Source organism: Tatumella ptyseos, from assembly GCF_030552895.1.
GTDB classification, from domain to species: Bacteria; Pseudomonadota; Gammaproteobacteria; order Enterobacterales; family Enterobacteriaceae; genus Rosenbergiella; species Rosenbergiella ptyseos_A.
This window is the reverse complement of record NZ_CP130649.1, coordinates 1,971,400-1,994,060: the sequence shown is the minus strand read 5'-3', so window position 1 is coordinate 1,994,060 and position 22,661 is coordinate 1,971,400. Positions and strand designations below refer to the sequence as shown.

Below are 22,661 nucleotides of genomic sequence, written 5' to 3'. Positions count from 1 at the left end.
ATTAGCGAAAAAATTCATACCATGTCTAAGCCTCAGTCTCCACACTCGTCTTCCTCACTTCAGGAATGGCTGGATTATCTTGAACAATTGCATGGTCAAGCCATCGAACTTGGTTTAGATCGTATCCGCCACGTTGCGACCAAGCTGAATCTGCTTAAGCCGGCCCCCTTTGTGTTTACGGTAGGGGGGACTAATGGTAAGGGAACCACGTGTCGTACATTAGAAGTCTTATTAATGGCGGCAGGATACCGGGTTGGGGTATATAGCTCGCCACACTTTATTCGTTACTCTGAGCGTGTGCGGATCAACGGCCAGGAATTGAGTGAACAGCACCACATCTCAAGCTTCCATAGCCTTAACGAAGGACGTGGTGAGACGTCGTTGACCTTTTTTGAATTTAGCACCTTGTCGGCATTACAGTTGTTTAAGCAAGCTGACTTAGATGTCGTGATCTTAGAAGTAGGGTTAGGTGGTCGACTTGATGCGACAAATATAGTTGATGCTGACGTCGCAGTACTCACCTCTATCGCACTTGATCACACTGACTGGTTAGGGCCTGACAGGGAAAGTATTGGCCGCGAAAAAGCCGGTATTTTTCGTCAAGGCAAACCTGCAGTGGTAGGCGAACCCGATATGCCAGTGACTATTAGTAAGGTCGCACAAGATAAAGGGGCGATTCTATTATCACGGGATAAAGAGTGGTCCTTTAGTGCCTCGTCTCAAAGTTGGCAGTTCCAAGATATTCAAGGAAAGTTGATAGAATTACCGCTACCGCAGGTACCGCTAGCGAATGCCGCGACTGCGCTTGCTGCATTGCGTGTCTCTGGGCTGACGCTAAGCGAAGCCGTACTCAGAGAGTCTATTGCAACGGCAACCTTACCGGGGCGTTTTCAGATCTTGCAACACTCGCCAATGGTGATTCTTGATGTCGCGCATAACCCTCATGCGGCGCGTTACCTGGTCGATAAAATTAAACAGCTCGCGCCTGCAGGAAAATTACGAGGCGTTTTGGGGATGCTTCACGATAAAGATATTGACGGTACTGTCACGATATTATCTGAAGTGGTCGATCACTGGTATTGTGCCAGCTTAGAAGGTCCCCGCGGTGCCACAGCACAACGGTTACAGCAGATTTTACCGGCTGCTAACGGTTATCAGACGGTAGAGCAAGCTTGGTATGCAGCCTTAGCACAGGCTGATGCGGCAGATGTTGTCTTAGTTTGTGGATCTTTTCATACCGTTGCGGCGGTAATGGCGTTGAGCGATAAGGAGCAGTAACGTGGCCAGTAAATTTCAAAATCGGATGGCGGGAACTATCATTCTGGTGGCTCTCGGTGTGATTATTTTACCCGGCTTACTGGATGGCAAAAAAAAGCATTATCATGAAGAGTTTGCGGCTATCCCCTTGGTTCCTAAACCAGGTGATCAACTGAATGATGAGATGGTTCCACCTGTTACTCAGCCAATCCCGTCGAAAACCATTCGTCAGCAGGCAGCCCAACACATACCCGCCGATGGTAGTGCGCAAGAAGCTTCCCGCGGGAGTGTTACGTCGCAACCTCAAGCAGGGATGAATAGCACACAGCTACAGATGCAACGTGCCCAAGAGCAGCTGGCGCAGCGCGAAGCGCAACGTCTAAAAGACCAAGCACGTCAACAGCAAGAAGCTCAGCGTCAGGCGCAAGCGAAGCAACAACAGTTAGCCGCACAGCAACAGCAGGCTGAGGCGCAGCAACGTCAACAAACCGCTGCACAGAGTAACGCCTCATCAACGCCGACCGGTCAGGCCTACGTGATTCAGCTTGGGGCCTTACGTAATGCTTCTCGCGTTTCTGAAGTGGTTGAACAGCTTCGCGGCGCAGGCTTCAAAGCTTATTCCATTCCCGCTACACCGGTACAAGGGCAAATTAACCGTATTCTCGTAGGGCCAGATACCTCGAAGAGTCATCTTCAGTCTCAGGTGGCTGAGTTGAAGGCTAAAACAGGACTATTTGGAGTGGTCATGCCTTACCGGGTGCATTAATTCTCCCAAGATTAACCTCCGTCATTGGGGGATGAATAGGGCAGGGCAATTCCTAAAAATCAGGAATTGCCCTTTTTTAACTTGGCGCAGGAAAACCATACGCAAACGTTTTCTTTTTCTGTTAGAATGCGCCGCGATAGAGGAAACACTGTCATGAAGTGGTATAGGTTACGCGGATGAATTGGATTGATTACGCCATATTAGGCATCATTGGACTCTCTTCATTAGTCAGTCTCATCCGAGGATTTGTGAGGGAAGCCCTCTCATTAATTACCTGGGGTTGTGCATTTTTCGTCGCGAGCCATTACTACCCTTTACTGGCAGATTGGTTTTCGGGTTTTGAACAACCCATGGTCCGAAATGGTATTGCCATTGCGGTGCTCTTTATCACCACGCTAATTGTGGGCGCTCTGGTCAATTATGTGATTGGTAGTTTAGTGGATAAAACCGGCCTGTCAGGAACCGATCGGGTATTAGGGGTCTGTTTCGGCGCGCTACGCGGCGGGTTAATTGTCGCAGCTATCCTCTTCTTTCTCGACACTTTTACGGGATTTTCCAAAAGTATCGATTGGACACAGTCACAGTTGATTCCACAGTTCAGTATTGTCATCAGATGGTTTTTTGACTATCTGCAGAGCACATCGAGTTTTCTACCCCGATAGTGAGTCGGGACAAGCGGCTATGAGGAAATGACACCATGTGTGGGATTGTCGGTATCAGTGGTTTTTTACCTGTAAACCAAGCAATTTATGATGCGTTAACGGTGCTGCAACACCGCGGTCAAGATGCGGCAGGCATTTGTACTATTGATCAGCTCAATTGCTTTCGCTTACGTAAAGCGAATGGACTCGTCAGTGATGTGTTCGAGGCACGTCACATGCAACGGCTTCAAGGAACAATGGGTATTGGCCACGTCCGTTACCCTACAGCAGGTAGTTCAAGTGCTTCGGAAGCCCAGCCGTTCTATGTCAACTCTCCATACGGTATTACGTTGGCACATAATGGCAACTTAACCAATGCACATGAGTTGAGAACACGGTTGTTTGAACAAGGGCGCCGCCATATCAATACAACCTCTGACTCTGAAGTTCTGCTCAATGTCTTTGCTCAAGAGCTCGATCGTTTCCAAGATTATCCCTTAACAGCGGATAATATCTTTACCGCTATCGAGTGTATGCACCGCCAGATTCGTGGCGCTTATGCTGTTGTAGCGATGTTGATTGGCCACGGTATGATTGCTTTTCGGGATCCGAACGGTATTCGTCCTCTGGTGTTAGGTAAGCGTCAATTACCTGATGGCCGTACAGAATATATGGTGGCATCTGAGAGTGTTGCCTTAGATACACTGGGCTTTGAGTTTATTCGTGATGTAGTGGCGGGTGAAGCGGTCTATATCACTGAGCAAGGTGAACTCTTTACGCGCCAATGCGCTGACAATCCGAAGAATAATCCCTGCTTATTCGAGTATGTGTATTTCGCTCGTCCCGATTCTTTTATCGATAAAATCTCCGTTTACAATGCAAGAATACGCATGGGGACTAAGTTAGGGGAAAAGATTGCTCGTGAATGGGCTGACCTCGATATTGATGTAGTCATTCCTATTCCTGAAACTTCGACGGATGTTGCACTGGAAATTGCTCGAATTCTCGATAAACCCTATCGTCAGGGATTTGTGAAAAACCGTTATGTAGGACGGACTTTCATCATGCCGGGACAGCAGTTACGCCGCAGCGCAGTCCGCCGTAAACTCAACGCCAATCGCGCAGAGTTCCGTGATAAGAACGTGCTATTGGTCGATGACTCCATTGTGCGTGGGACGACTTCTGAGCAAATCATTGAGATGGCTCGAGAAGCCGGCGCTAAGCGAGTTTATCTTGCGTCAGCGGCACCCGAAATTCGCTTCCCGAATGTTTACGGTATCGATATGCCAAGTGTGAATGAATTAATTGCGCATGGCAGAGAAGTGGATGAAATCTGTGAATTGATCAAAGCGGACGCGCTTATCTTCCAAGATCTTGATGATCTGATCGAGGCAGTTAAGGAAGAGAACCCGGATATTTCAGATTTTGAATGTTCAGTTTTCAATGGTGTCTACGTGACACAAGATGTTAATCAAGAGTATTTGGATTATCTGCAATCACTGCGTAAAGATGATGTGCAAGCGGTGGCCCGACAAAATGAAGTGGAAGGGCTAGAGCTTCATAACGAAGGTTAAGCACTTCTTCTTAAGATAACAGGGCGAATATCGCCCTGTTTTGCTTTCTGCTATACTGAGCGTTCGCAAAACAGCACTCAGTGTGTGGGAAATTCGTCATTATGACCAAAAGATTGATTGTCGGCCTTTCTGGGGCAAGTGGTGCATTGTATGGTGTGCGGCTACTCGAAGTCTTAAAAACAGTGCCAGAGGTTGAAACCCACCTTGTTGCAAGTATGGCTGCTCGGCAAACGCTCTCTTTAGAAACTGATTATAGCTGGCGCGAGGTGCAAGCCTTAGCCGATGAAGTGTATGATGTGCGTGATATTGGTGCATCTATCTCCTCTGGATCTTTCAAGACGCAGGGTATGGTGATTCTACCTTGTTCAATCAAAACACTCTCCGCTATTGTTCACAGCTACAGTGATACATTGCTGACGCGTGCTGCAGACGTTGTATTAAAAGAAGGTCGTAAACTGGTGTTGGGTGTACGAGAAACACCTTTACATCTTGGGCACTTACGAATGATGACCACCGCCGCCGAACTTGGCGCGACGATCATGCCTCCCGTCCCCGCGTTTTACCATCGGCCTCAAGCAATTAGCGATATTGTCGATCAGACCGTAAATCGAATTATTGATCAGTTTGATATTCAGCTTCCGGAAGATCTGTTTGCCCGCTGGCAAGGTCACTAATGGTGCATGCTCATTTTCTTGCACCTTATTCGCGCTAAACGACTTCTGAAATATAAGAAAAAGTAACGCTTTTTTTGGCATGTTTTATGCATTTCCAGTGAGAACCTTCTCTCACTGGTGATTGATATGAAAAAGTTGACGGTATTTGCTTCGCTGTTCTTAGGATTGACCCTTTCAAGCCAAGCCTTCTCTGCGCTACCCACGCATCTGCGCTTTGGTACAGACCCTAGCTATCCGCCTTTCGAATCGAAAAGCCCTGATGGGAAACTCGTTGGCTTTGATATCGATCTCGTTAACGAGATCTGTAAAAGAATTTCGACCAAATGTGAGTTTGTACCCGGTGATTTCGATGGTCTTATCCCTTCTCTTAAAGCAGAGAAAATTGATGCGATCATTTCAGCATTATCGATTACCGAGAAACGTCTTCAACAAATCGATTTCTCCGATAAGTTGTACGCGGCTAATGCACGTTTAGTGGCAGTGAAAGGGTCGCCCTTACAACCTACACCCGCCTCATTAAAAGGCAAGACCATCGGGGTCGAGCAAGGCACGACACAAGAGACCTATGCTGATAAATACTGGCGGGCTGCGGGAGTGACTATCGTTCCTTATCAGGCGCAGGACCAAGTTTATCAGGATTTAGCCTCAGGGCGTCTTGATGCTGCGTTCCAAGATGAAGTGCAAGCCAGCGAGGGCTTCTTAAAATCGGCGGGAGGTAAAGGTTATAGCTTTGCAGGACCAGCCGTAAAAGATAAGGCTATTTTTGGTGTAGGAACAGGAATTGGTCTGCGTAAGGGCGATACAGAATTGACGCAAGCGATCAATAAAGCCATTGCCGCGATGCACCAAGATGGTACTTACGATAAATTAGCGAAAAAGTATTTCGACTTCAATATTTACGACGAGTAAGCAAGACAGTGACAGAGCGTCGCGATAGTTGGCGCTCTGTTATCGCACGATAAGAGAGGTCGTAGATGCTAGAAGGTTATGGACAAGTGATTCTGCAAGGAATAGGGGTGACAGTCGAGCTTGCGCTCAGTGCTCTGATTTTTGCTGTGTTGATTGGACTTGGTGGCGCCGCTGCACGTCTTTCCCGTTTTACATGGTTACGGGCTATCGGTACTGCCTATACCACTATCGTTCGGGGGATACCGGATTTAGTATTAATGTTATTAATATTTTATGGTTTACAGATTGCGCTAAACCAATTCACCCATAGCCTCCATCTCGATCACATCGATATTGCTCCGCTGCCAGCAGGGATCCTCACCTTGGGATTTATTTATGGTGCGTATTTTACGGAAACTTTTCGTGGCGCAGTGTTATCCGTTCCTATCGGTCAACGTGAGGCTGCGATTGCTTACGGTATGACACCTTGGCAATGCTTTATTCGAATAACTTTCCCGTTGATGATGCGCTTTGCGCTTCCTGCTATAGGCAATAACTGGCAAGTTATTTTGAAAGCGACGGCATTAGTATCAATTTTGGGGCTGGAAGAGTTGGTTAAGGCAACGCAACTAGCCGGTAAAAGCACTTGGCAACCGCTGTTTTTTGCACTGATTGCCGGCGCCGTCTATCTATTATTTACGATAATTTCACAACTTGTTTTGGCAGCTTTGATGCGTTTTTATTCTGCTGGTGTGAAGAAGGTGACGTTATGAATGAAATCCTTCAACAATATTGGCAGTCGTTGCTCTGGACCAATGGTTATCAAATAAGTGGTTTGGCCATGACTTTATGGTTACTGGTCTTTTCGATGGTGGCGGGAGGAATTCTGGCTTTATTGTTATCGATTGCCCGGGTTTCATCTCGTCGCTGGCTATCTGCACCCATTGCAATGTTCACCTTTGTGTTCCGTGGAACCCCACTTTATGTGCAATTATTGATTATTTATACGGGCCTCTATACCCTACAAGTGGTTAAAGATCATCAGCTGCTGAATGAATTTTTTCGTAGTGGGTTAAATTGTACCCTTCTTGCTTTAACACTGAATACAGCAGCCTATACGACAGAAATTTTTGCTGGCGCGATTCGCGCCGTGCCTGCCGGAGAGATTGAAGCTGCTCAGGCCTACGGTTTTCGAGGCTTATCATTGTGGTGTTCTATTATATTGCCCTCGGCGTTTCGCACCGCACTTCCTGCATACAGTAATGAAGTTATTTTATTACTCCACTCAACCTCCTTAGCTTTTACCGCAACGGTTCCCGATATTTTAAAGGTGGCCCGAGATATCAACGCCGATACCTACCAACCCTTTACGGCCTTCGGTATTGCCGCAGTGCTTTATCTTTTTATCTCCTGCGTTTTAATTATGGCTTTTCGCCAGTTAGAGAAACGCTGGTTACCTCATATCAGTTCACGCTAAGGATTCGTGTATGCTGTCCAATGAAAAATTAAGAATTTCCCAACTCCACAAATCCTACGGTCAGCACGAGGTACTAAAAGGTATCAGCCTAACGGCTAACGAAGGAGATGTTATTGCGATTATCGGCGCGTCAGGATCAGGGAAAAGTACATTATTACGCTGCTTGAATTTCTTAGAACACCCGAACAAGGGGGAAATTTGGCTGAATCAACAACAGATCTTTTTAACCGCCGATCGCACGCAGCAGTTGCAGATTACGGATAAACAACAGCTGAAGTTATTGCGCAGTAAGTTATGCATGGTTTTCCAACACTTTAACCTGTGGAGCCACATGACGGTACTGCAAAATGTTATGGAAGCCCCTTGTAAAGTCCTGGGAAAAACTAAGAGTCAGGCACAAGAGAAGGCAGAATATTTCTTGCGTAAAGTCGGGATAGACGCGGTGAACTGGAAAAAATATCCTGTTCATTTATCGGGGGGGCAGCAACAAAGGGTCGCTATCGCCCGCGCATTGGCTATGGAGCCTGAGATTATTTTATTTGATGAACCGACGTCTGCCTTGGATCCAGAGTTGGTAGGGGAAGTATTGCGAATTATGCAGCAACTGGCCAAAGAGGGTAAAACCATGATTATGGTGACTCACGAAATGGCCTTCGCTAAAGAAGTCTCTTCACAGGTGATTTTTCTCCATCAAGGCAAGATAGAAGAGCAAGGTTCACCCCAAGATATTTTCAACTATCCTAAGTCAGCACGTTTGCAACAGTTCCTAAGCAATAACTTAAAATAAAATGAAAAGCATTTCTTCATAATGCTAGAGATTGCGAAATTATTTTTTACTTATTACTCTTAGGGTAAATAAAAGCATATAGCGCGTAGAGTCGCTACTCGCGTTGAAAAGGGTTAACCATGGTTGAACAAGTTTCTGCAGATCAGATTGAATGGGTTGATATAGTCGATGAGAATGATGAGGTCGTTGCGACGGCCGCTCGTCAACAAATGCGTGCTGAATCCCTACGCCATCGGGCAACCTATATCGTTGTGACAGAAGGGTCTGGCCGTATTTTGGTCCAACGCCGTGCTGAAAATAAGGACTTCGCTCCGGGTAAGCTCGATGCGACAGCCGGTGGAGTAGTGCAATCTGGTGAAGATCTTCTTGTGTCCGCTCGTCGCGAAGCGGAAGAGGAGTTAGGTATTGCAGGCGTACCCTTAGCAGAGCATGGTAAGTTTTATTACGAAGATGAAGGATGTCGTGTTTGGGGGAGCTTGTTCAGTTGCGTCTGCCACGGTCCTTTTGCGTTACAAGATGGCGAAGTGACAGAAGTATTCTGGATGACCCCAGAAGAGATTACCGCACGTTGCGATGAATTTACCGATGACTCGCTAAAAGCCTTAGCATTATGGCTAACCCGAAATGGTGAAAACCGCTAACTTTCACCCTTTTTACGCCACCTGTTATCACCACTAACAGGTGGCGTAAGGATTAGCCTCTTGTTTCAGCCTGTTGAGATTGAATAGCAGTTAGCGCAATGGTGTAAACAATATCGTCCACTAATGCACCTCGTGACAGATCATTCACCGGTTTACGCATACCTTGCAGCATGGGCCCGATTGAGATCAATTCTGCTGAGCGCTGAACGGCTTTATAAGTCGTATTGCCAGTATTCAGATCCGGGAAAATAAATACTGTCGCTCGACCCGCGACTCGAGAATTCGGTGCCTTAGACTTCGCGACATCCTCCATAATTGCGGCATCATATTGCAGTGGCCCATCAATGATCAGATCAGGACGCTTTTCCTGTGCAAGGCGTGTTGCCTCTCGCACTTTATCCACATCGCTACCGCTACCAGAATCACCGGTTGAATAAGAGATCATTGCGACGCGCGGTTCAATTCCGAAGGCAGCGGCGGAATCCGCCGACTGTATGGCAATTTCGGCTAATTGTTCGGCATTTGGATCAGGATTGATAGCGCAGTCACCGTAGACCAGTACTTGTTCAGGAAGCAACATAAAGAAGACTGAGGAAACGATGCTGCTATTTGGCGCGGTCTTAATCAGCTGTAGCGGTGGGCGTATGGTATTAGCAGTGGTATGGACCGCACCGGAGACCAATCCGTCGACTTCGCCTTTTTCAAGCATTAAAGTACCGAGTACGACGTTATCCTCCAGCTGTTCGCGCGCCACAACCTCCGTCATTCCTTTATTTTTACGGAGTTCGACTAAACGCGCTACATACTCTTCTCTGACCGCTTGTGGATCTACGATACTGACACCTTCTCCGAGTACGATTCCTTGTACTGAAGCGACGCGTTGAATTTCTGCTGGATCGCCGAGTAATACACATTGGGCAATTTTGCGTTCTGCACAGATCGCTGCGGCGCGTAAGGTTCTTGGCTCATCACCTTCAGGTAAGACAATACGTTTGCCCGCTTGGCGTGCCAGTTCGGTCAATTGATAACGGAATGCGGGGGGAGATAGAAGGCGGCTGCGTTCGGCAACCGAACCTAAGGAGTCAATCCACTGTTTATCGATATAACTCGCAATGAACTCCTGCACTTTCTCAATGCGCTGCGTATCATCCACAGGGATCTCTAAATTAAAACTTTGCAGGGTCAATGACGTTTGCCAGGTATTCGTTTTCACCAAGAAAACGGGAAGACCAGTTTGAAATGCCCGCGAGCAGAGCTCTTGAACAGCTGGATCCATCTGATAACCGCCAGTCAGCAAGATGGCCCCGATCTCGACACCATTCATTGCGGCTAAACAGGCTGCCACTAACACATCTGGGCGATCAGCCGAAGTCACTAATAAGGAGCCTGGACGGAATAGCTTGAGCATATTGGGAAGACTACGAGCACAGAAGGTTACCGATTGAATTCGACGAGTTGTGATGTCTCCTTCATTGATAATTTCGGCCTTGAGATGCCGACACATATCAATCGCTCGGGTAGCAATCAGATCGAAATTCCAGGGAATAGTCCCAAGCACCGGAAGAGGTGAGGCATGCATAAGTTGTTCAAACGTGAAATTACTCACGGTGGCTTCATTAGTATCGTCGAACATTTCTGATAAATCAGGTCTGGTACGACCTTCCTCATCAGTGGGGGCATTGATTTTATTAATAATCAGACCAGTAATGTTCTTATTTTTACGGCCACCGAAACTGTTAAGCTGGAGTTCAACTCTCTCTTTCAGTTGGGCTGGGGTATCCGTTCCAGGAGATCCGACAAAAATAATTTCAGCATTGAGCGTTTTGGCGATTTCATAATTGAGCGTTTGCACAAATTGGTTTTTACGTGTTGGGACTAATCCCTCAACTAATACGACTTCTGCATTGGCGGTATTATCATGAAAGTGTGCCAGAATCTCTTCCATCAGGGCATCTTGTTGATTATTACTGAGTAAGTTCTCGACATAACTTAATGCCAGAGGTGCTACGGCCGGAATGGAGGATGTGGCGTTGATGATTTCCGTGGTGTGGTCTAGTGACTGGTCGGTATCACGTGCTTGAGCGATAGGTTTGAACATGCTGATACGCATGCCTTTACGTTCCATCGCACGTATTACCCCTAAGCTCACACTGGTCAGACCCACGCTTGTGCTCAGTGGCACCAGCATAATAGTACGAGACAAATTAACCCCCTCTAATATTCTTGGTACTGATAGGTAACCATTAAGCCGTCAATCTGGCAGCGTCTTGTGCAATGACCCACTCTTCGTTTGTTGGAATAACGAGGATTGGACGGCTACCTTCACGTTGAATCGCCCCAGACTCACCAAAGCGTGCGGCTAAGTTCTTTGACGGGTCAACGGCTAAATTGAGTAGTGCGAGTTTCTGAATGGTTTGTTCACGGATTTTGGCAGAGTTTTCACCGATTCCGCCTGTAAATATTACCGCATCAAGTCTGCCGTCCATCAGCGAGGAATATGCGCCAATGTATTTGGCCAAACGATGACAGAATACGTCTAACGCGCGCTTAGCTTCTGGTTTTTTGGCGAAATTGTCTTCGACAAAGCGACAATCACTGGTGACGCCCGTGAGCCCCAGTAATCCTGACTCCTTGGTCAACAACTGATTAATTTGTGCGACGTCCATCCCTAAATTATCGTGTAAGTAGAAGATGATAGCCGGATCAATATCGCCACTTCGTGTACCCATGACTAATCCTTCCAAGGGAGTGAGTCCCATCGAGGTATCGACACATTTTCCTTGTCGAATTGCCGCCACCGAACCGCCATTACCGAGATGGCACGTAATCACATTGAGTTCATCTACTGGTTTAGCGAGTAACTCAGCGGCTTGTCGAGAGACATAGAAATGGCTCGTACCATGGGCGCCATATCGACGGATTCCATGTTGTTCGTAAAGTGCGTAAGGGAGGGCATACAGGTACGCTTCTTCTGGCATAGTCTGGTGGAAAGCCGTATCGAAAACGGCGACGTTCTTAGTCGTGAGATGAGGGAAGTTCTTAAATGCTTCGCGTATCCCAATCAAATGCGCTGGGTTGTGTAGCGGTGCAAAACAGGTCGCTTGTTCAATCGCGTCTATAATCTGATTATCAATTACGACCGATTGAGTGAGGTGCTCGCCGCCATGGACAATGCGGTGACCAATCGCACTAATTTTTTCAGACAGTTCAGGTGCGTCGGCGAGAATATGAGTCACAATAAAGGCTAGTGCTTCACTGTGAGCAGCTCCAGCACCGAGGGCTGCTTCCTGTTTCACCCCCGCATGCTTCCATTTGATACGCGCTTCCGCTAGTGAAAAACACTCGGCTAAACCGGAAAGGTATTCTGCGCCAGTAGCGGGATCAAGAATTGCGAATTTGAGAGATGAGCTCCCACAATTTAGAACCAGAACTAAGTTATTCAACATAAACGCACCTGTAAATGTAATGTGTCAGCAGCCAAAAAATTCCGCTTAATTGGCATTGCTTTCGATAATGCTACTATACACTGGTCATGAGGGATAACTATGTTCTGGGGCAATACTCTACTGAATTACAGGATTGCTCAGAATCTCAGTGTAAGTTTGTGTCATCTTTCTCATCGATTGTCGACGGGGGTGCTATCCTGTACCCATTCTTGCACGCTGAGAGTGTGGTGCGAATGGTACTCCCAATTAAAAGGGAATTAAAACTATTTAACTTCTGCGAATGTTGAGGCTGAAATTATGAATGACTCGCATCGGCCAGGGCTTTTTTTAACGCTGCGTCTTGGCAAAAAATATATGAAAACGTGGCCACAGGAAAAGAGTCTTTCTGCAATTTTCCCTGAGAATAGAGTGTGTCGAGCGACGCAATTTGGTATTCGTTTTATGCCGCCTATTGCCGTTTTTATTCTTTGCTGGCAACTGGCATTCCATGCACAAATCGGTCCGGCAATAGCGACGGCTGTGTTTGCTTGCAGTTTACCAATACAAGGTTTGTGGTGGTTAGGTAAGAGGTCGGTTAAACCGTTAACAGGTGGTACGCTAGAGTGGTTTCACACCATTCGTGAAAAGCTCAAAACCTCAGGGCAAGTCATCAACCTTCCTCAGGGCGAGGTGACCTATCAACATCTAGCCGAACTATTAATGAAGGCTTTTAAACAGTTGGATAAAGCCTTTTTGGATGAACTGTAGTGATAAGGTAAGTCATTATGTATCAAGGATTTCTTTTTGATTTGGACGGTACGCTAGTGGACTCTTTAGCCGTGGTTGGAACTGCATGGGCGAAATGGGGAGAGCGGCATGGCATCCCTGCCTCAGAGATCCTAGCCTTTATTCATGGTAAACAGGCTATCACTTCGTTGCGTCACTTTTTACCTCATGCAGACGAAGCGACCTTACGTGAAGAATTCCTGTGGTTAGAACATCTCGAGTCTACAACACTGGATGGGATAGTCCCGCTTCCTGGCGCGCGAACGTTACTGACTTATTTGACGGAACAGCAAATACCTTGGGCGATAGTGACTTCTGGTAGTTTTCCTGTGGCGTCGGCCCGTTTTGAGGTATTGGGTTTACCTCGCCCTGAGGTATTTATCACCGCAGAACAGGTCAAAAAAGGGAAACCAAACCCGGATCCTTATCTGTTAGGAGCTCAGCAACTCGGGCTAGCTCCCGAGCTATGTGTGGTAGTAGAAGATGCCGCAGCGGGGATTGAGGCAGGCTTAGCGGCGAAATGCGCCGTAGTGGCGGTTAATGCGCCGTTGGATGCATCCCACCTGAAGGCCACATACCGACTTAATCGCCTCACTGAACTCTCTATAACCCCCGTAGGCCAAGGCTTTAGATTGTAATCAGGCTAAGGTTCAGCCAAGACATCGGATAATCCGATGTCTGCTTGATATTATTGATAGTTCTCAGAAATGCGGTCAAGTGTCGTCGTGCAGCTCTCTGCAAAGATTTCTAAAAAGTCATTAACTTCTGGCATGGTACTGCGCAAGTAGTTAAGCCTTTCCTCTAGCCCTTCTTTAACATGAATAAATTCGTCGTTATTGAACCTCAGCTCATTCAACGTCTTAATATAGGCCGCTAAAATATCGGCTGCTTTGACGATTCTTTTATATTCACTGTCGACGTTATCTTGGATGATCAAATCGGAAAAGGCGTCACGTAAGTCATCAGGCAGGGTGGTTAAACACTCTTGCTCGGCAATCTTTTCAAGGTGCTTAAAGGCTTGGGTGAAAGCTGGATTGTGATATTTTGTCCGGGAATTGATATCTTGAAGCTTTGTTTCTGATACTTCATGGTACAGGGCAACGACTGCGGCACGTTCAGGATTCAATGTGTTCCCATAACGTTTATTACCAATAACGGTCAGTAGATGAGCAATGACCGCAACTTGGTGACTATGCTCTGCCACGTTTTCTTTTTGTACACAATGCATCAAGGCCCAGCGTTTGATCAGTGGCATACGGGTTATCCATGCCATAAAAGTACTTTGGATTGCCATGTTATCCTCTTTTTTGAGCCTAATAAAAAGACGCCTTGCGGCGCCTTAGTGAGTCATGATTATTGGTGGTAGTGACTGAGAAAACGACCGAATTTATTGATCGCCATCTCGAGATCGTCCACCCTCGGTAAGGTGACGATCCGGACATGGTCTGGCCATGGCCAATTGAAGGCGGTACCTTGTACCAGCAACACCTTCTCCTGTAACAAGAAATCTAAGACCATTTTTTGGTCATCGTAGATATTGAATTTCTTGATATCAATTTTTGGGAACATGTATAACGCACCTTGCGGTTTTACACAACTTACTCCAGGAATTTGATTAACCAGTTCCCAAGCGCGTTCCCGTTGTTGGTAGAGGCGCCCATCAGGGACGATAAACTCACTAATACTTTGGTAGCCTCCCAGTGCAGTCTGAATGGCGTGCTGCGCGGGAACATTCGCGCAGAGGCGCATTGATGCTAGCATTTCTAGGCCTTCGATATAGCCTTTAGCATGTTTCTTTGGCCCGTTCAGTACCATCCAGCCTTGACGGAAACCCGCCACACGGTAGGTCTTTGAAAGTCCGTTGAAAGTAACCGTTAACAGGTCAGGAGCTAACGCAGCAATCGAATGGTGCTGTGCAGCATCATATAGAATTTTATCGTAAATCTCGTCAGCGAAAATGATGAGATTATGTTCTCGCGCGATTTTTACCACTTCAATCAATAACTCTTTGCTGTAGACCGCACCGGTGGGATTATTCGGGTTAATAATCACAATACCGCGTGTGCGAGGAGTGATTTTGGCGCGAATATCGTCGAGGTCGGGGAACCAATCACTACTTTCGTCACAAAGATAGTGAACTGCTTTACCACTGGACAACGACACGGCAGCGGTCCATAACGGGTAGTCGGGAGCAGGAACGAGCATTTCATCGCCAGTATTCAGTAATGCTTGCATTGATTGCACAATAAGCTCTGAAACACCATTACCGATGTAAATATCTTCGACCGTTACATCGCGCATTCCCAACGCTTGATAGTGTTGCATAATGGCTTTACGGGCTGAGTAAAGTCCTTTTGAGTCTGAGTAACCTTGTGACGTCGGAAGATGTTTTATCACATCGACTAAAATTTCATCAGGCGCTTCAAAACCAAAAGGCGCTGGGTTACCAATATTTAACTTGAGAACTTTATTGCCTTCTTCTTCAAGACGTTTAGCTTCTTTTAATACTGGGCCACGGATGTCGTAGCAAACGTTCTCTAATTTGGCAGATTTTTCTATTTTTATGCTCATGCGCTTCGTCTCGGCTTAAGGAACAGTAAATGGCACTATCAATATAAGTAAATGTACTCCGGTCAGACACTTAAATGAAGTGTCACTGTGAACTGAGCGCCGATTACAGAAGGGAAATCTATGTTTCTAGTTTTTCGTGCTAAAAAATATCAATTATGCGATATTAAATCTCGATAAGCTAAGTTAACGAGGAGCAGTAACGCCAAATGGTCAGATGGGTACTCTTCTTTTCGATGATCGAAAGTTTTAATTTAAAATTAATGTCAGTAGCAAGTAAATTTTTATAAGAGTTTTTTGGAGTAATTATCAATAATAACACTAACCACCTCATCGATTGAATTAGCTAGGATTAGTGGCCTTAATTATTAATTTGTCTTAAAGATTTTTACTTTATTAGTTATTAATAGTGCAGCAAGAAAAATTAATCGTTAGATGATTTCTTATAATCGAGGTGGTAGGCGTATGGAAAGAAGGGTTAGCGTTGTATTATATGAACTAAGTCAAAGAAAGCTCAGTTTTATCGAAAAATAATTCCAATTTATGGCTAGAAATGATTAAGTCTAATTAACAAATAAAAACTTATCGTAGAAGGGGTGTTAACTTAATTTTATTGTCTATTATAGGTATTTTTTAATTCTTTAGGCCGATAACGATAAGTATGAATTAGTGTGACTTATTACAAAGTACGAGTCCACTTGATGAACTTTAGCTAGCGTTTGGTTTTTGGATAGTAATTCATTTAAAAATATAGAGTTATTCAATCAGTAACACACAACACCAGTGAACGTTAAAATAAAATAAAAAGTGAATAATTATGACAATCCATAACAATATATCGATTAATCTCGATCTCGACCTGCTGCGCACTTTTGTTGCAGTCGCTGATTTAAATACTTTTGCGGCAGCCGCAGCAGCGGTATGCCGAACACAATCTGCAGTAAGCCAACAAATGCAGCGATTGGAGCAAATTGTTGGCCGTGAGCTTTTTGCCCGCCATGGCCGGAACAAACTCCTCACAGAACATGGTATTCAATTGTTAGGTTATGCAAGAAAGATTCTTCGCTTCAACGATGAAGCCTGTGCATCGCTAAAATATAGCGATGAGCAGGAAAAACTTATCGTAGGGGTGACGGAAGATACTTCTGAAACGTTATTACCTTTTGTACTTAACCGCATCACAGCATTATACCCAAGCCTTGATGTTGAAGTTCGAATTAACAAGACAGAAACCTTATTAACGCTGCTCGACCAACAAGAAATTGACGTTGCGCTGACAACCCAAGGTGATGAGCGTTTTGAACAGCAAGTTTTACGGACGTCGCCGACACTATGGTTTTGTGCGGCAGACTTTGCGATCACTCCTGGAGAGGCCATTCCCCTAGTGATTCAAAATGAGGGTGAACTTTTCAGAGAGATTGCCATTAATGCGCTGGATGAACATCAAGTTCCTTGGCGATTGGCCTATGTTGCGAATTCCAAAGCAGCAATTAAGGTGGCGGTAAAATCTGGGCTAGGTGCAACAGTCAGACCTGCAGAAATGCTAAAGCCTGAACTGCGCGTGTTGGGTACGGCAGAGGGATTGCCACTGCTTCCAGATACTCAGTATTTGTTATGCCGTCATCCCAAGAGCGAAAAATTATTTGTCCAATCGCTGTTCAATGTTTTAGCACCCGTGCCAGATCTTGTTCATCGTTTATCTGAGTTACCCCATATCGATAAGCAGTCATGTGAGACGGTAGAATCACTCAATTGAAAGTGCAGGCCTTAGTAGAGATTTTTTGTCAGACAAAAGTCACTAAGGCCAAAATTCTATGGTGATGAGTAAACGCTCTGCCAAAGTAGCTCCTCCTGATAGATGGGGAGCTCACCGTACAGTAGGCATAAAATTGGTCAATACATGAGTCAGATCAATAAAACCTTACTTATTGTGCGTGAAAATTCTTATAAACCTGCCACACTTATTTGAGATTTCTTGAAAATTTGTGACAGAGATCCGAGGTTAAGTCTTTACATTTCATGTTTGTCAATTGTTAAAAAATATTTATATTTATTCGCTTAGGTTGACAAAAGGTTATGAAAAGGAGTAAAAAAAACCAATAAAAATACTGTTAATTTTTTATTTAACAGACATTACTAAAAGGTGTTACACCTTCCGTAAACTTTTGTGGTCACTCCTTGCACAGTTTTGCAAACTGTTATCCACACTTGAAGAGTAAGCATGAGTATGTCAACCACTACTGAAGTAATCGCTCATCACTGGGCTTTTGTCGTTTTTGTCGTCATCGCTTTCGGACTCTGTGCATTCATGTTAACCGGCGGTTGGTTACTGGGTGGGCGTGCTAAAGGTCGACACAAAGATACCCCATTCGAATCAGGCATCGAGCCTGTCGGTTCTACACATCTTCGCCTCTCTGCCAAATTTTATCTTGTCGCGATGTTCTTCGTCATTTTCGACGTCGAAGCACTATTCCTTTACGCCTGGTCCACCTCCGTCCGCGAAAGTGGTTGGATTGGCTTTGCTGAAGCAACAATCTTTATTCTTATTTTGTTAGCTGGACTAGTTTATCTCGTCAGAACAGGTGCACTTGATTGGGCGCCAGCACGTCGTCGTATTGTCGTTAAAACAGAGAACGGACGCGGCAATTCTCCTCATAAGTCATAGAGAGGCATTAAGATGGATTACACACTCACCCGCGTCGATCCCAATAGCAATGGTGAGAACGATCGCTATCCCTTACAAAAGCAGGAAATTGTTAGCGATCCTCTCGAACAGCACGTCCATAGAAGTGTTTATATGGGTAAATTGGAGCATGCGCTGCACGACATGGTGAACTGGGGGCGTAAAAACTCCTTATGGCCTTATAACTTTGGCCTCTCTTGTTGCTATGTTGAAATGACAACCTCGTTCACTGCGGTCCATGACGTGGCCCGTTTTGGTGCCGAGGTCATGCGTGCGTCACCCCGTCAGGCTGACTTCATGGTCATCGCGGGTACCCCCTTCACTAAAATGGCACCGGTTATCCAACGTCTCTATGATCAAATGTTAGAGCCGAAATGGGTCATCTCGATGGGCGCCTGTGCTAACTCTGGCGGTATGTACGATATTTATTCGGTCGTGCAAGGCGTAGATAAATTCCTCCCCGTTGATGTTTATATTCCAGGTTGTCCTCCCCGTCCGGAAGCCTATATGCAGGCCTTATTACTCTTGCAGGAATCTATCGGTAAAGAGCGTCGCCCACTTTCATGGGTGGTTGGGGATCAGGGAGTCTATCGCGCCAATATGCAATCGGAACGTGAGCGTAAACGCGGTGAACGCATCGCCGTCACGACGCTACGTACTCCAGACGAAATTTGACCCGAAAACCATTAGGCGGCGTTAGGAACGATAACAATAATTCTCACGCCTAATGGCAGCCTTCTTTGTCGTGCCACTACTGGCCGGAATGGTGAACAACGTATGACAGATATCAACACGCAACAGCAAACCCCCGCTGCTTGGCAGACTCAGGATCATCTTGATGACCCGGTGGTGGAAGAGCTGCGTAATCGTTTTGGACCTGACGTTTTTACGGTCCAACCTACGCGAACTGGGATCCCTGTGGTCTGGGTACGCCGTGAGCAACTGCTCGAAATTATCAGTTTCCTCCGTCAACTGCCGAAACCTTATGTCATGCTATATGATCTGCATGGCGTTGATGAGCGGTTAAGAACACATCGTCAAGGTCTGCCTGAAGCAGACTTTTCAGTGTTTTATCATTTTATTTCGATCGATCGTAATCGCGATATTATGCTGAAAGTAGCGTTGCTCGAGCGTGATCTCAACTTACCAACCTTGACCAAAATTTTCCCGAACGCCAATTGGTATGAGCGTGAAACCTGGGAAATGTTCGGCATTACCTTCGAGGGACATCCGCATTTAACGCGTATCATGATGCCCGATACCTGGACCGGTCATCCATTACGTAAGGACTATCCGGCACGTGCCACAGAATTCGATCCTTTTATGCTGACGAAAGCAAAAGAGGATATGGAAATGGAAGCGTTAACCTTCGATCCTGAAAAATGGGGAATGAAACGCGGCACCGCCAATGAGGATTTTATGTTCCTTAACTTGGGACCGAACCACCCCTCCGCGCACGGTGCGTTTCGTATTATCCTGCAACTTGACGGCGAAGAAATTGTCGATTGTGTACCCGACATTGGTTACCACCACCGTGGTGCTGAGAAGATGGGGGAGCGCCAATCTTGGCATAGCTATATCCCTTACACCGACCGTATTGAGTATTTAGGTGGTTGCGTTAATGAGATGCCTTATGTTCTCGCGGTGGAAAAATTAGCGGGGATTACAGTACCTGAGAAAGTCGACGTTATCCGGGTCATGCTCTCTGAACTTTTCCGTATCAATAGCCACTTACTCTATATTTCTACTTTTATTCAAGATGTCGGTGCGATGACACCGGTATTCTTTGCCTTTACAGATCGTCAGAAAATATACGATTTAGTCGAAGCGATAACCGGTTTCAGGATGCACCCAGCCTGGTTCCGTATCGGCGGCGTCGCCCATGATTTACCTAAGGGGTGGGAACGCCTGTTGCGCGAATTCTTAGATTGGATGCCAAAGCGTCTGAAAGAATATGACAAAGCTGCGCTTCGTAACTCCGTTTTAGTTGGCCGCTCGAAAGGCGTTGCCGCTTACAACCAAGAAGAAGCACTGCGTTGGGGAACCACGGGTGCAGGGTTGCGCGCAACCGGGCTAGACTTCGACGTACGTAAATGGCGTCCTTATTCTGGTTACGAAAACTTCGACTTTGAGATCCCTGTTGGGGATGGCATCAGTGATGCTTACAGCCGCGTTCAATTAAAAATGCAAGAGATGTGGCAATCACTGCGTATCCTTGAGCAGTGTCTGAAGAATATGCCAGAAGGGCCGTTCAAAGCTGACCATCCACTGACTACGCCACCGCCTAAAGAGCGCACATTACAGCATATCGAGACCTTGATTACGCACTTCTTACAAGTGTCGTGGGGACCGGTCATGCCTGCGAATGAATCATTTCAAATGATTGAAGCAACGAAAGGTATTAACAGTTATTACTTAACCAGCGATGGCTCGACCATGAGTTATCGCACCCGGGTTCGTACTCCTAGTTTCCCTCATCTGCAGCAGATCCCATCCGTGATCAATGGCAGTTTGGTATCAGACCTTATCGTCTACCTAGGTAGTATTGATTTTGTTATGTCAGATGTGGACCGCTAATTATGCACGATCAAACTATTTCCATTAAAACGATCGACACTCAAGCCAGTTTTACGCTGACCGATGTCGAACAGCAGGCGATTGAGCATGAGAAGCACCATTACGAAGACCCGCGTGCTGCCTCAATTGAAGCGCTGAAAATTGTTCAAAAACAACGGGGCTGGGTGCCTGATGGGGCGATTGACGCCATTGCTGAAGTTCTGGGTATTCCAGCCAGTGACGTGGAAGGCGTGGCTACGTTTTATAGCCAAATTTACCGCCAGCCTGTGGGTCGCCATGTGATTCGCTATTGCGACAGCGTGGTGTGCCATATTACGGGTTATCAAGGAATTCAAGCCGCGTTAGAGGAAACTCTCCAGATAAAACCAGGACAAACGACGGCTGATGGTCGTTTCACATTGTTACCGACATGCTGCTTAGGTAATTGTGATAAGGGGCCGACGATGATGGTTGGCGAACACACTCATGTGCATTTAACGCCTGAGTCCATCGCCTCGCTGCTGGAGCAATACTCATGAGTTTCAAAACCATTGTTCGTACTGCGGAAACGCATCCACTGACCTGGCGTCTGCGTGACGATAAACAACCGGTCTGGTTCGATGAGTACTGTGCAAAAAATGGCTATGCTGGCGCGCGCAAAGCGCTAGGCGGGATGTCACCTGACGAGATCGTGGCGCAGGTAAAAGACTCAGGTCTGAAAGGGCGCGGTGGTGCTGGTTTCTCTACCGGTTTGAAATGGAGTCTGATGCCGAAAGACGAGTCGATGAACATCCGTTATCTCTTATGCAACGCGGATGAGATGGAGCCGGGCACCTACAAAGACCGTTTATTGATGGAGCAAATGCCCCATCAATTGGTGGAAGGAATGCTGATCAGCGCCTTCGCCCTCAAGGCGTATCGTGGCTATATCTTCTTACGAGGAGAGTACGTCGAGGCGGCTGAGAATTTACGTCGTGCGATTGAAGAAGCAAAGCAAGCCGGCCTACTCGGTGAGAATATTTTAGGTACTGGTTTTAATTTCGAACTCTTCGTCCATACCGGAGCAGGACGCTACATCTGTGGGGAAGAGACGGCTTTAATCAACTCCTTAGAAGGGCGTCGTGCCAACCCAAGGTCAAAACCACCCTTCCCAGCTAGCGCAGGCGTTTGGGGTAAACCGACTTGTGTGAATAACGTTGAAACGCTTTCAAATGTTCCGGCCATCTTAGCGAACGGTGTGGAGTGGTACAAAGGTCTGTCGAAAAGCGAAGATGCAGGCACCAAGATGATGGGCTTCTCAGGACGGGTGAAGAATCCTGGACTGTGGGAGCTTCCTTTTGGGATCACTGCGAGGGAAATCTTGGAAGATTATGCAGGCGGCATGCGTGATGGCTTACGTTTTAAAGCTTGGCAGCCGGGCGGGGCAGGGACTGACTTCTTAACCGAATCTCACTTAGATCTACCGATGGAATTCGCCAGTATTGGTAAAGCGGGAAGCCGCTTAGGTACTGCACTGGCCATGGCGGTTGATCATGAAATCAATATGGTTTCCTTGGTGCGTAATCTGGAAGAGTTCTTTGCTCGTGAATCATGTGGGTGGTGTACGCCTTGCCGGGACGGTTTACCTTGGAGTGTCAAGATTCTGCGCGCGTTGGAGCAGCGTAAAGGTCAACCTGGTGATATTGAGACCTTAGAGCAACTCTGTCGCCAACTAGGTCCAGGTAAAACCTTCTGTGCTCATGCGCCCGGTGCAGTTGAACCCTTACAGAGCGCGATTAAGTATTTCCGTGAAGAGTTCGAAGCCGGCATTGCGCCGCAAGTTTTTGGTAATACACGCAGCATCAGCGGGATCCAACCGAACTTATTAAAAAGCCGTTGGTAGAACGCTGACCTGTTAAGGCTAGCGATCACAAAAAAATAAGTATTAATGTTTAACGC

21 protein-coding genes and 1 pseudogene are annotated in these 22,661 nt (G+C 46.4%); 18 read left to right on the top strand and 4 right to left on the bottom strand.

Features of this window, described 5'->3' with window-relative positions; genetic code table 11:
- The first annotated feature begins 21 nt into the window (after nt 1-21).
- From folC to yfcD, 10 genes are all read left to right on the top strand, one after another.
- On the top strand, nt 22-1,278 hold the full coding sequence (folC, locus tag QJR74_RS09420) for a bifunctional tetrahydrofolate synthase/dihydrofolate synthase (RefSeq protein WP_304371593.1): 1,257 nt from the start codon (nt 22-24) through the stop codon (nt 1,276-1,278).
- 1 nt (nt 1,279) lies between these two features.
- On the top strand, nt 1,280-2,023 hold the full coding sequence (gene dedD / locus QJR74_RS09415) for a cell division protein DedD (RefSeq protein WP_304371592.1): 744 nt from the start codon (nt 1,280-1,282) through the stop codon (nt 2,021-2,023).
- A 176-nt stretch (nt 2,024-2,199) separates the two neighbouring features.
- The gene (gene cvpA / locus QJR74_RS09410) at nt 2,200-2,685 is read left to right on the top strand and encodes a colicin V production protein (protein WP_241647313.1); all 486 of its coding nucleotides are present in this window, start codon (nt 2,200-2,202) and stop codon (nt 2,683-2,685) included.
- Nucleotides 2,686-2,720: 35 nt separating this feature from the next.
- Nucleotides 2,721-4,238 carry an amidophosphoribosyltransferase gene (purF, locus tag QJR74_RS09405; RefSeq protein ID WP_304371590.1) on the top strand — a complete coding sequence of 506 codons (1,518 nt, stop codon included), beginning with the start codon at nt 2,721-2,723 and terminating at the stop codon, nt 4,236-4,238.
- Nucleotides 4,239-4,339: 101 nt separating this feature from the next.
- Entirely contained in the window at nt 4,340-4,912 is a 573-nt protein-coding gene (locus tag QJR74_RS09400) for a UbiX family flavin prenyltransferase (RefSeq protein WP_304371589.1), read from the top strand.
- Nucleotides 4,913-5,038: 126 nt separating this feature from the next.
- Nucleotides 5,039-5,821, top strand: a complete 783-nt coding sequence (locus tag QJR74_RS09395; RefSeq protein ID WP_304371588.1) for a lysine/arginine/ornithine ABC transporter substrate-binding protein — start codon at nt 5,039-5,041, stop codon at nt 5,819-5,821.
- 65 nt (nt 5,822-5,886) lie between these two features.
- Complete coding sequence (locus QJR74_RS09390; RefSeq protein ID WP_304371587.1) at nt 5,887-6,573, top strand: ABC transporter permease; 687 nt, start codon at nt 5,887-5,889, stop codon at nt 6,571-6,573.
- Nucleotides 6,570-7,277, top strand: coding sequence for an ABC transporter permease (locus QJR74_RS09385; RefSeq protein ID WP_304371586.1), 708 nt, complete (start codon nt 6,570-6,572; stop codon nt 7,275-7,277). The genes QJR74_RS09390 and QJR74_RS09385 overlap by 4 nt, the downstream gene beginning before the upstream one ends.
- Before the next feature lie 13 nt (nt 7,278-7,290).
- Nucleotides 7,291-8,064, top strand: coding sequence for an ABC transporter ATP-binding protein (locus QJR74_RS09380; RefSeq protein WP_304374012.1), 774 nt, complete (start codon nt 7,291-7,293; stop codon nt 8,062-8,064).
- 119 nt (nt 8,065-8,183) lie between these two features.
- Nucleotides 8,184-8,705, top strand: coding sequence for an NUDIX hydrolase YfcD (gene yfcD, locus QJR74_RS09375; protein ID WP_304371585.1), 522 nt, complete (start codon nt 8,184-8,186; stop codon nt 8,703-8,705).
- A gap of 52 nt (nt 8,706-8,757) precedes the next feature.
- On the opposite strand, the gene pta is transcribed toward yfcD, so the two are convergent.
- Nucleotides 8,758-10,908 carry a phosphate acetyltransferase gene (gene pta / locus QJR74_RS09370; RefSeq protein ID WP_304371584.1) on the bottom strand — a complete coding sequence of 717 codons (2,151 nt, stop codon included), beginning with the start codon at nt 10,906-10,908 and terminating at the stop codon, nt 8,758-8,760.
- Between the two features lie 40 nt (nt 10,909-10,948).
- Nucleotides 10,949-12,151, bottom strand: a complete 1,203-nt coding sequence (locus QJR74_RS09365) for an acetate kinase (protein ID WP_304371583.1) — start codon at nt 12,149-12,151, stop codon at nt 10,949-10,951.
- Between the two features lie 297 nt (nt 12,152-12,448).
- On the opposite strand from QJR74_RS09365, the gene yfbV reads away from it, so the two are divergent.
- Complete coding sequence (yfbV, locus tag QJR74_RS09360) at nt 12,449-12,898, top strand: terminus macrodomain insulation protein YfbV (protein WP_304371582.1); 450 nt, start codon at nt 12,449-12,451, stop codon at nt 12,896-12,898.
- Between the two features lie 14 nt (nt 12,899-12,912).
- A complete protein-coding gene (locus QJR74_RS09355) occupies nt 12,913-13,554 on the top strand; it encodes a sugar phosphatase (protein ID WP_304374011.1) in 642 nt (213 codons plus the stop codon).
- Nucleotides 13,555-13,604: 50 nt separating this feature from the next.
- On the opposite strand, the gene yfbR is transcribed toward QJR74_RS09355, so the two are convergent.
- Both yfbR and QJR74_RS09345 read right to left on the bottom strand, forming a co-directional pair.
- The gene (gene yfbR, locus QJR74_RS09350) at nt 13,605-14,210 is read right to left on the bottom strand and encodes a 5'-deoxynucleotidase (RefSeq protein WP_304371581.1); all 606 of its coding nucleotides are present in this window, start codon (nt 14,208-14,210) and stop codon (nt 13,605-13,607) included.
- A 59-nt stretch (nt 14,211-14,269) separates the two neighbouring features.
- Nucleotides 14,270-15,487, bottom strand: coding sequence for a pyridoxal phosphate-dependent aminotransferase (locus QJR74_RS09345; protein ID WP_304371580.1), 1,218 nt, complete (start codon nt 15,485-15,487; stop codon nt 14,270-14,272).
- Nucleotides 15,488-16,301: 814 nt separating this feature from the next.
- Here QJR74_RS09345 and QJR74_RS09340 point away from each other — a divergent pair.
- The 6 genes and pseudogenes from QJR74_RS09340 to nuoF all read left to right on the top strand — a co-directional run bounded on the left by QJR74_RS09340 (nt 16,302) and on the right by nuoF (nt 22,605).
- Nucleotides 16,302-17,240 carry a LysR substrate-binding domain-containing protein gene (locus QJR74_RS09340; protein WP_304371579.1) on the top strand — a complete coding sequence of 313 codons (939 nt, stop codon included), beginning with the start codon at nt 16,302-16,304 and terminating at the stop codon, nt 17,238-17,240.
- A gap of 465 nt (nt 17,241-17,705) precedes the next feature.
- Nucleotides 17,706-18,149 carry an NADH-quinone oxidoreductase subunit A gene (locus tag QJR74_RS09335; RefSeq protein WP_304371578.1) on the top strand — a complete coding sequence of 148 codons (444 nt, stop codon included), beginning with the start codon at nt 17,706-17,708 and terminating at the stop codon, nt 18,147-18,149.
- 12 nt (nt 18,150-18,161) lie between these two features.
- Nucleotides 18,162-18,842, top strand: coding sequence for a NuoB/complex I 20 kDa subunit family protein (locus QJR74_RS09330; protein ID WP_099824239.1), 681 nt, complete (start codon nt 18,162-18,164; stop codon nt 18,840-18,842).
- An 88-nt stretch (nt 18,843-18,930) separates the two neighbouring features.
- Nucleotides 18,931-20,744: pseudogene (gene nuoC / locus QJR74_RS09325) on the top strand (NADH-quinone oxidoreductase subunit C/D).
- A gap of 2 nt (nt 20,745-20,746) precedes the next feature.
- Nucleotides 20,747-21,262, top strand: a complete 516-nt coding sequence (gene nuoE / locus QJR74_RS09320) for an NADH-quinone oxidoreductase subunit NuoE (protein WP_304371576.1) — start codon at nt 20,747-20,749, stop codon at nt 21,260-21,262.
- Entirely contained in the window at nt 21,259-22,605 is a 1,347-nt protein-coding gene (gene nuoF, locus QJR74_RS09315) for an NADH-quinone oxidoreductase subunit NuoF (RefSeq protein WP_304371575.1), read from the top strand. Before nuoE ends, nuoF begins: the two co-directional genes overlap by 4 nt.
- The last annotated feature ends 56 nt before the right edge of the window (nt 22,606-22,661 follow it).

Coding starts and splice junctions, on each gene's coding strand:
- folC (WP_304371593.1), top strand. CDS start 22: ATGTCTAAGCCTCAGTCTCCACACTCGTCTTCCTCACTTCAGGAATGG.
- cvpA (WP_241647313.1), top strand. CDS start 2,200: ATGAATTGGATTGATTACGCCATATTAGGCATCATTGGACTCTCTTCA.
- purF (WP_304371590.1), top strand. CDS start 2,721: ATGTGTGGGATTGTCGGTATCAGTGGTTTTTTACCTGTAAACCAAGCA.
- QJR74_RS09400 (WP_304371589.1), top strand. CDS start 4,340: ATGACCAAAAGATTGATTGTCGGCCTTTCTGGGGCAAGTGGTGCATTG.
- QJR74_RS09395 (WP_304371588.1), top strand. CDS start 5,039: ATGAAAAAGTTGACGGTATTTGCTTCGCTGTTCTTAGGATTGACCCTT.
- QJR74_RS09390 (WP_304371587.1), top strand. CDS start 5,887: ATGCTAGAAGGTTATGGACAAGTGATTCTGCAAGGAATAGGGGTGACA.
- QJR74_RS09385 (WP_304371586.1), top strand. CDS start 6,570: ATGAATGAAATCCTTCAACAATATTGGCAGTCGTTGCTCTGGACCAAT.
- yfcD (WP_304371585.1), top strand. CDS start 8,184: ATGGTTGAACAAGTTTCTGCAGATCAGATTGAATGGGTTGATATAGTC.
- QJR74_RS09365 (WP_304371583.1), bottom strand. CDS start 12,151: ATGTTGAATAACTTAGTTCTGGTTCTAAATTGTGGGAGCTCATCTCTC.
- yfbV (WP_304371582.1), top strand. CDS start 12,449: ATGAATGACTCGCATCGGCCAGGGCTTTTTTTAACGCTGCGTCTTGGC.
- yfbR (WP_304371581.1), bottom strand. CDS start 14,210: ATGGCAATCCAAAGTACTTTTATGGCATGGATAACCCGTATGCCACTG.
- QJR74_RS09345 (WP_304371580.1), bottom strand. CDS start 15,487: ATGAGCATAAAAATAGAAAAATCTGCCAAATTAGAGAACGTTTGCTAC.
- QJR74_RS09340 (WP_304371579.1), top strand. CDS start 16,302: ATGACAATCCATAACAATATATCGATTAATCTCGATCTCGACCTGCTG.
- QJR74_RS09335 (WP_304371578.1), top strand. CDS start 17,706: ATGAGTATGTCAACCACTACTGAAGTAATCGCTCATCACTGGGCTTTT.
- QJR74_RS09330 (WP_099824239.1), top strand. CDS start 18,162: ATGGATTACACACTCACCCGCGTCGATCCCAATAGCAATGGTGAGAAC.
- nuoE (WP_304371576.1), top strand. CDS start 20,747: ATGCACGATCAAACTATTTCCATTAAAACGATCGACACTCAAGCCAGT.
- nuoF (WP_304371575.1), top strand. CDS start 21,259: ATGAGTTTCAAAACCATTGTTCGTACTGCGGAAACGCATCCACTGACC.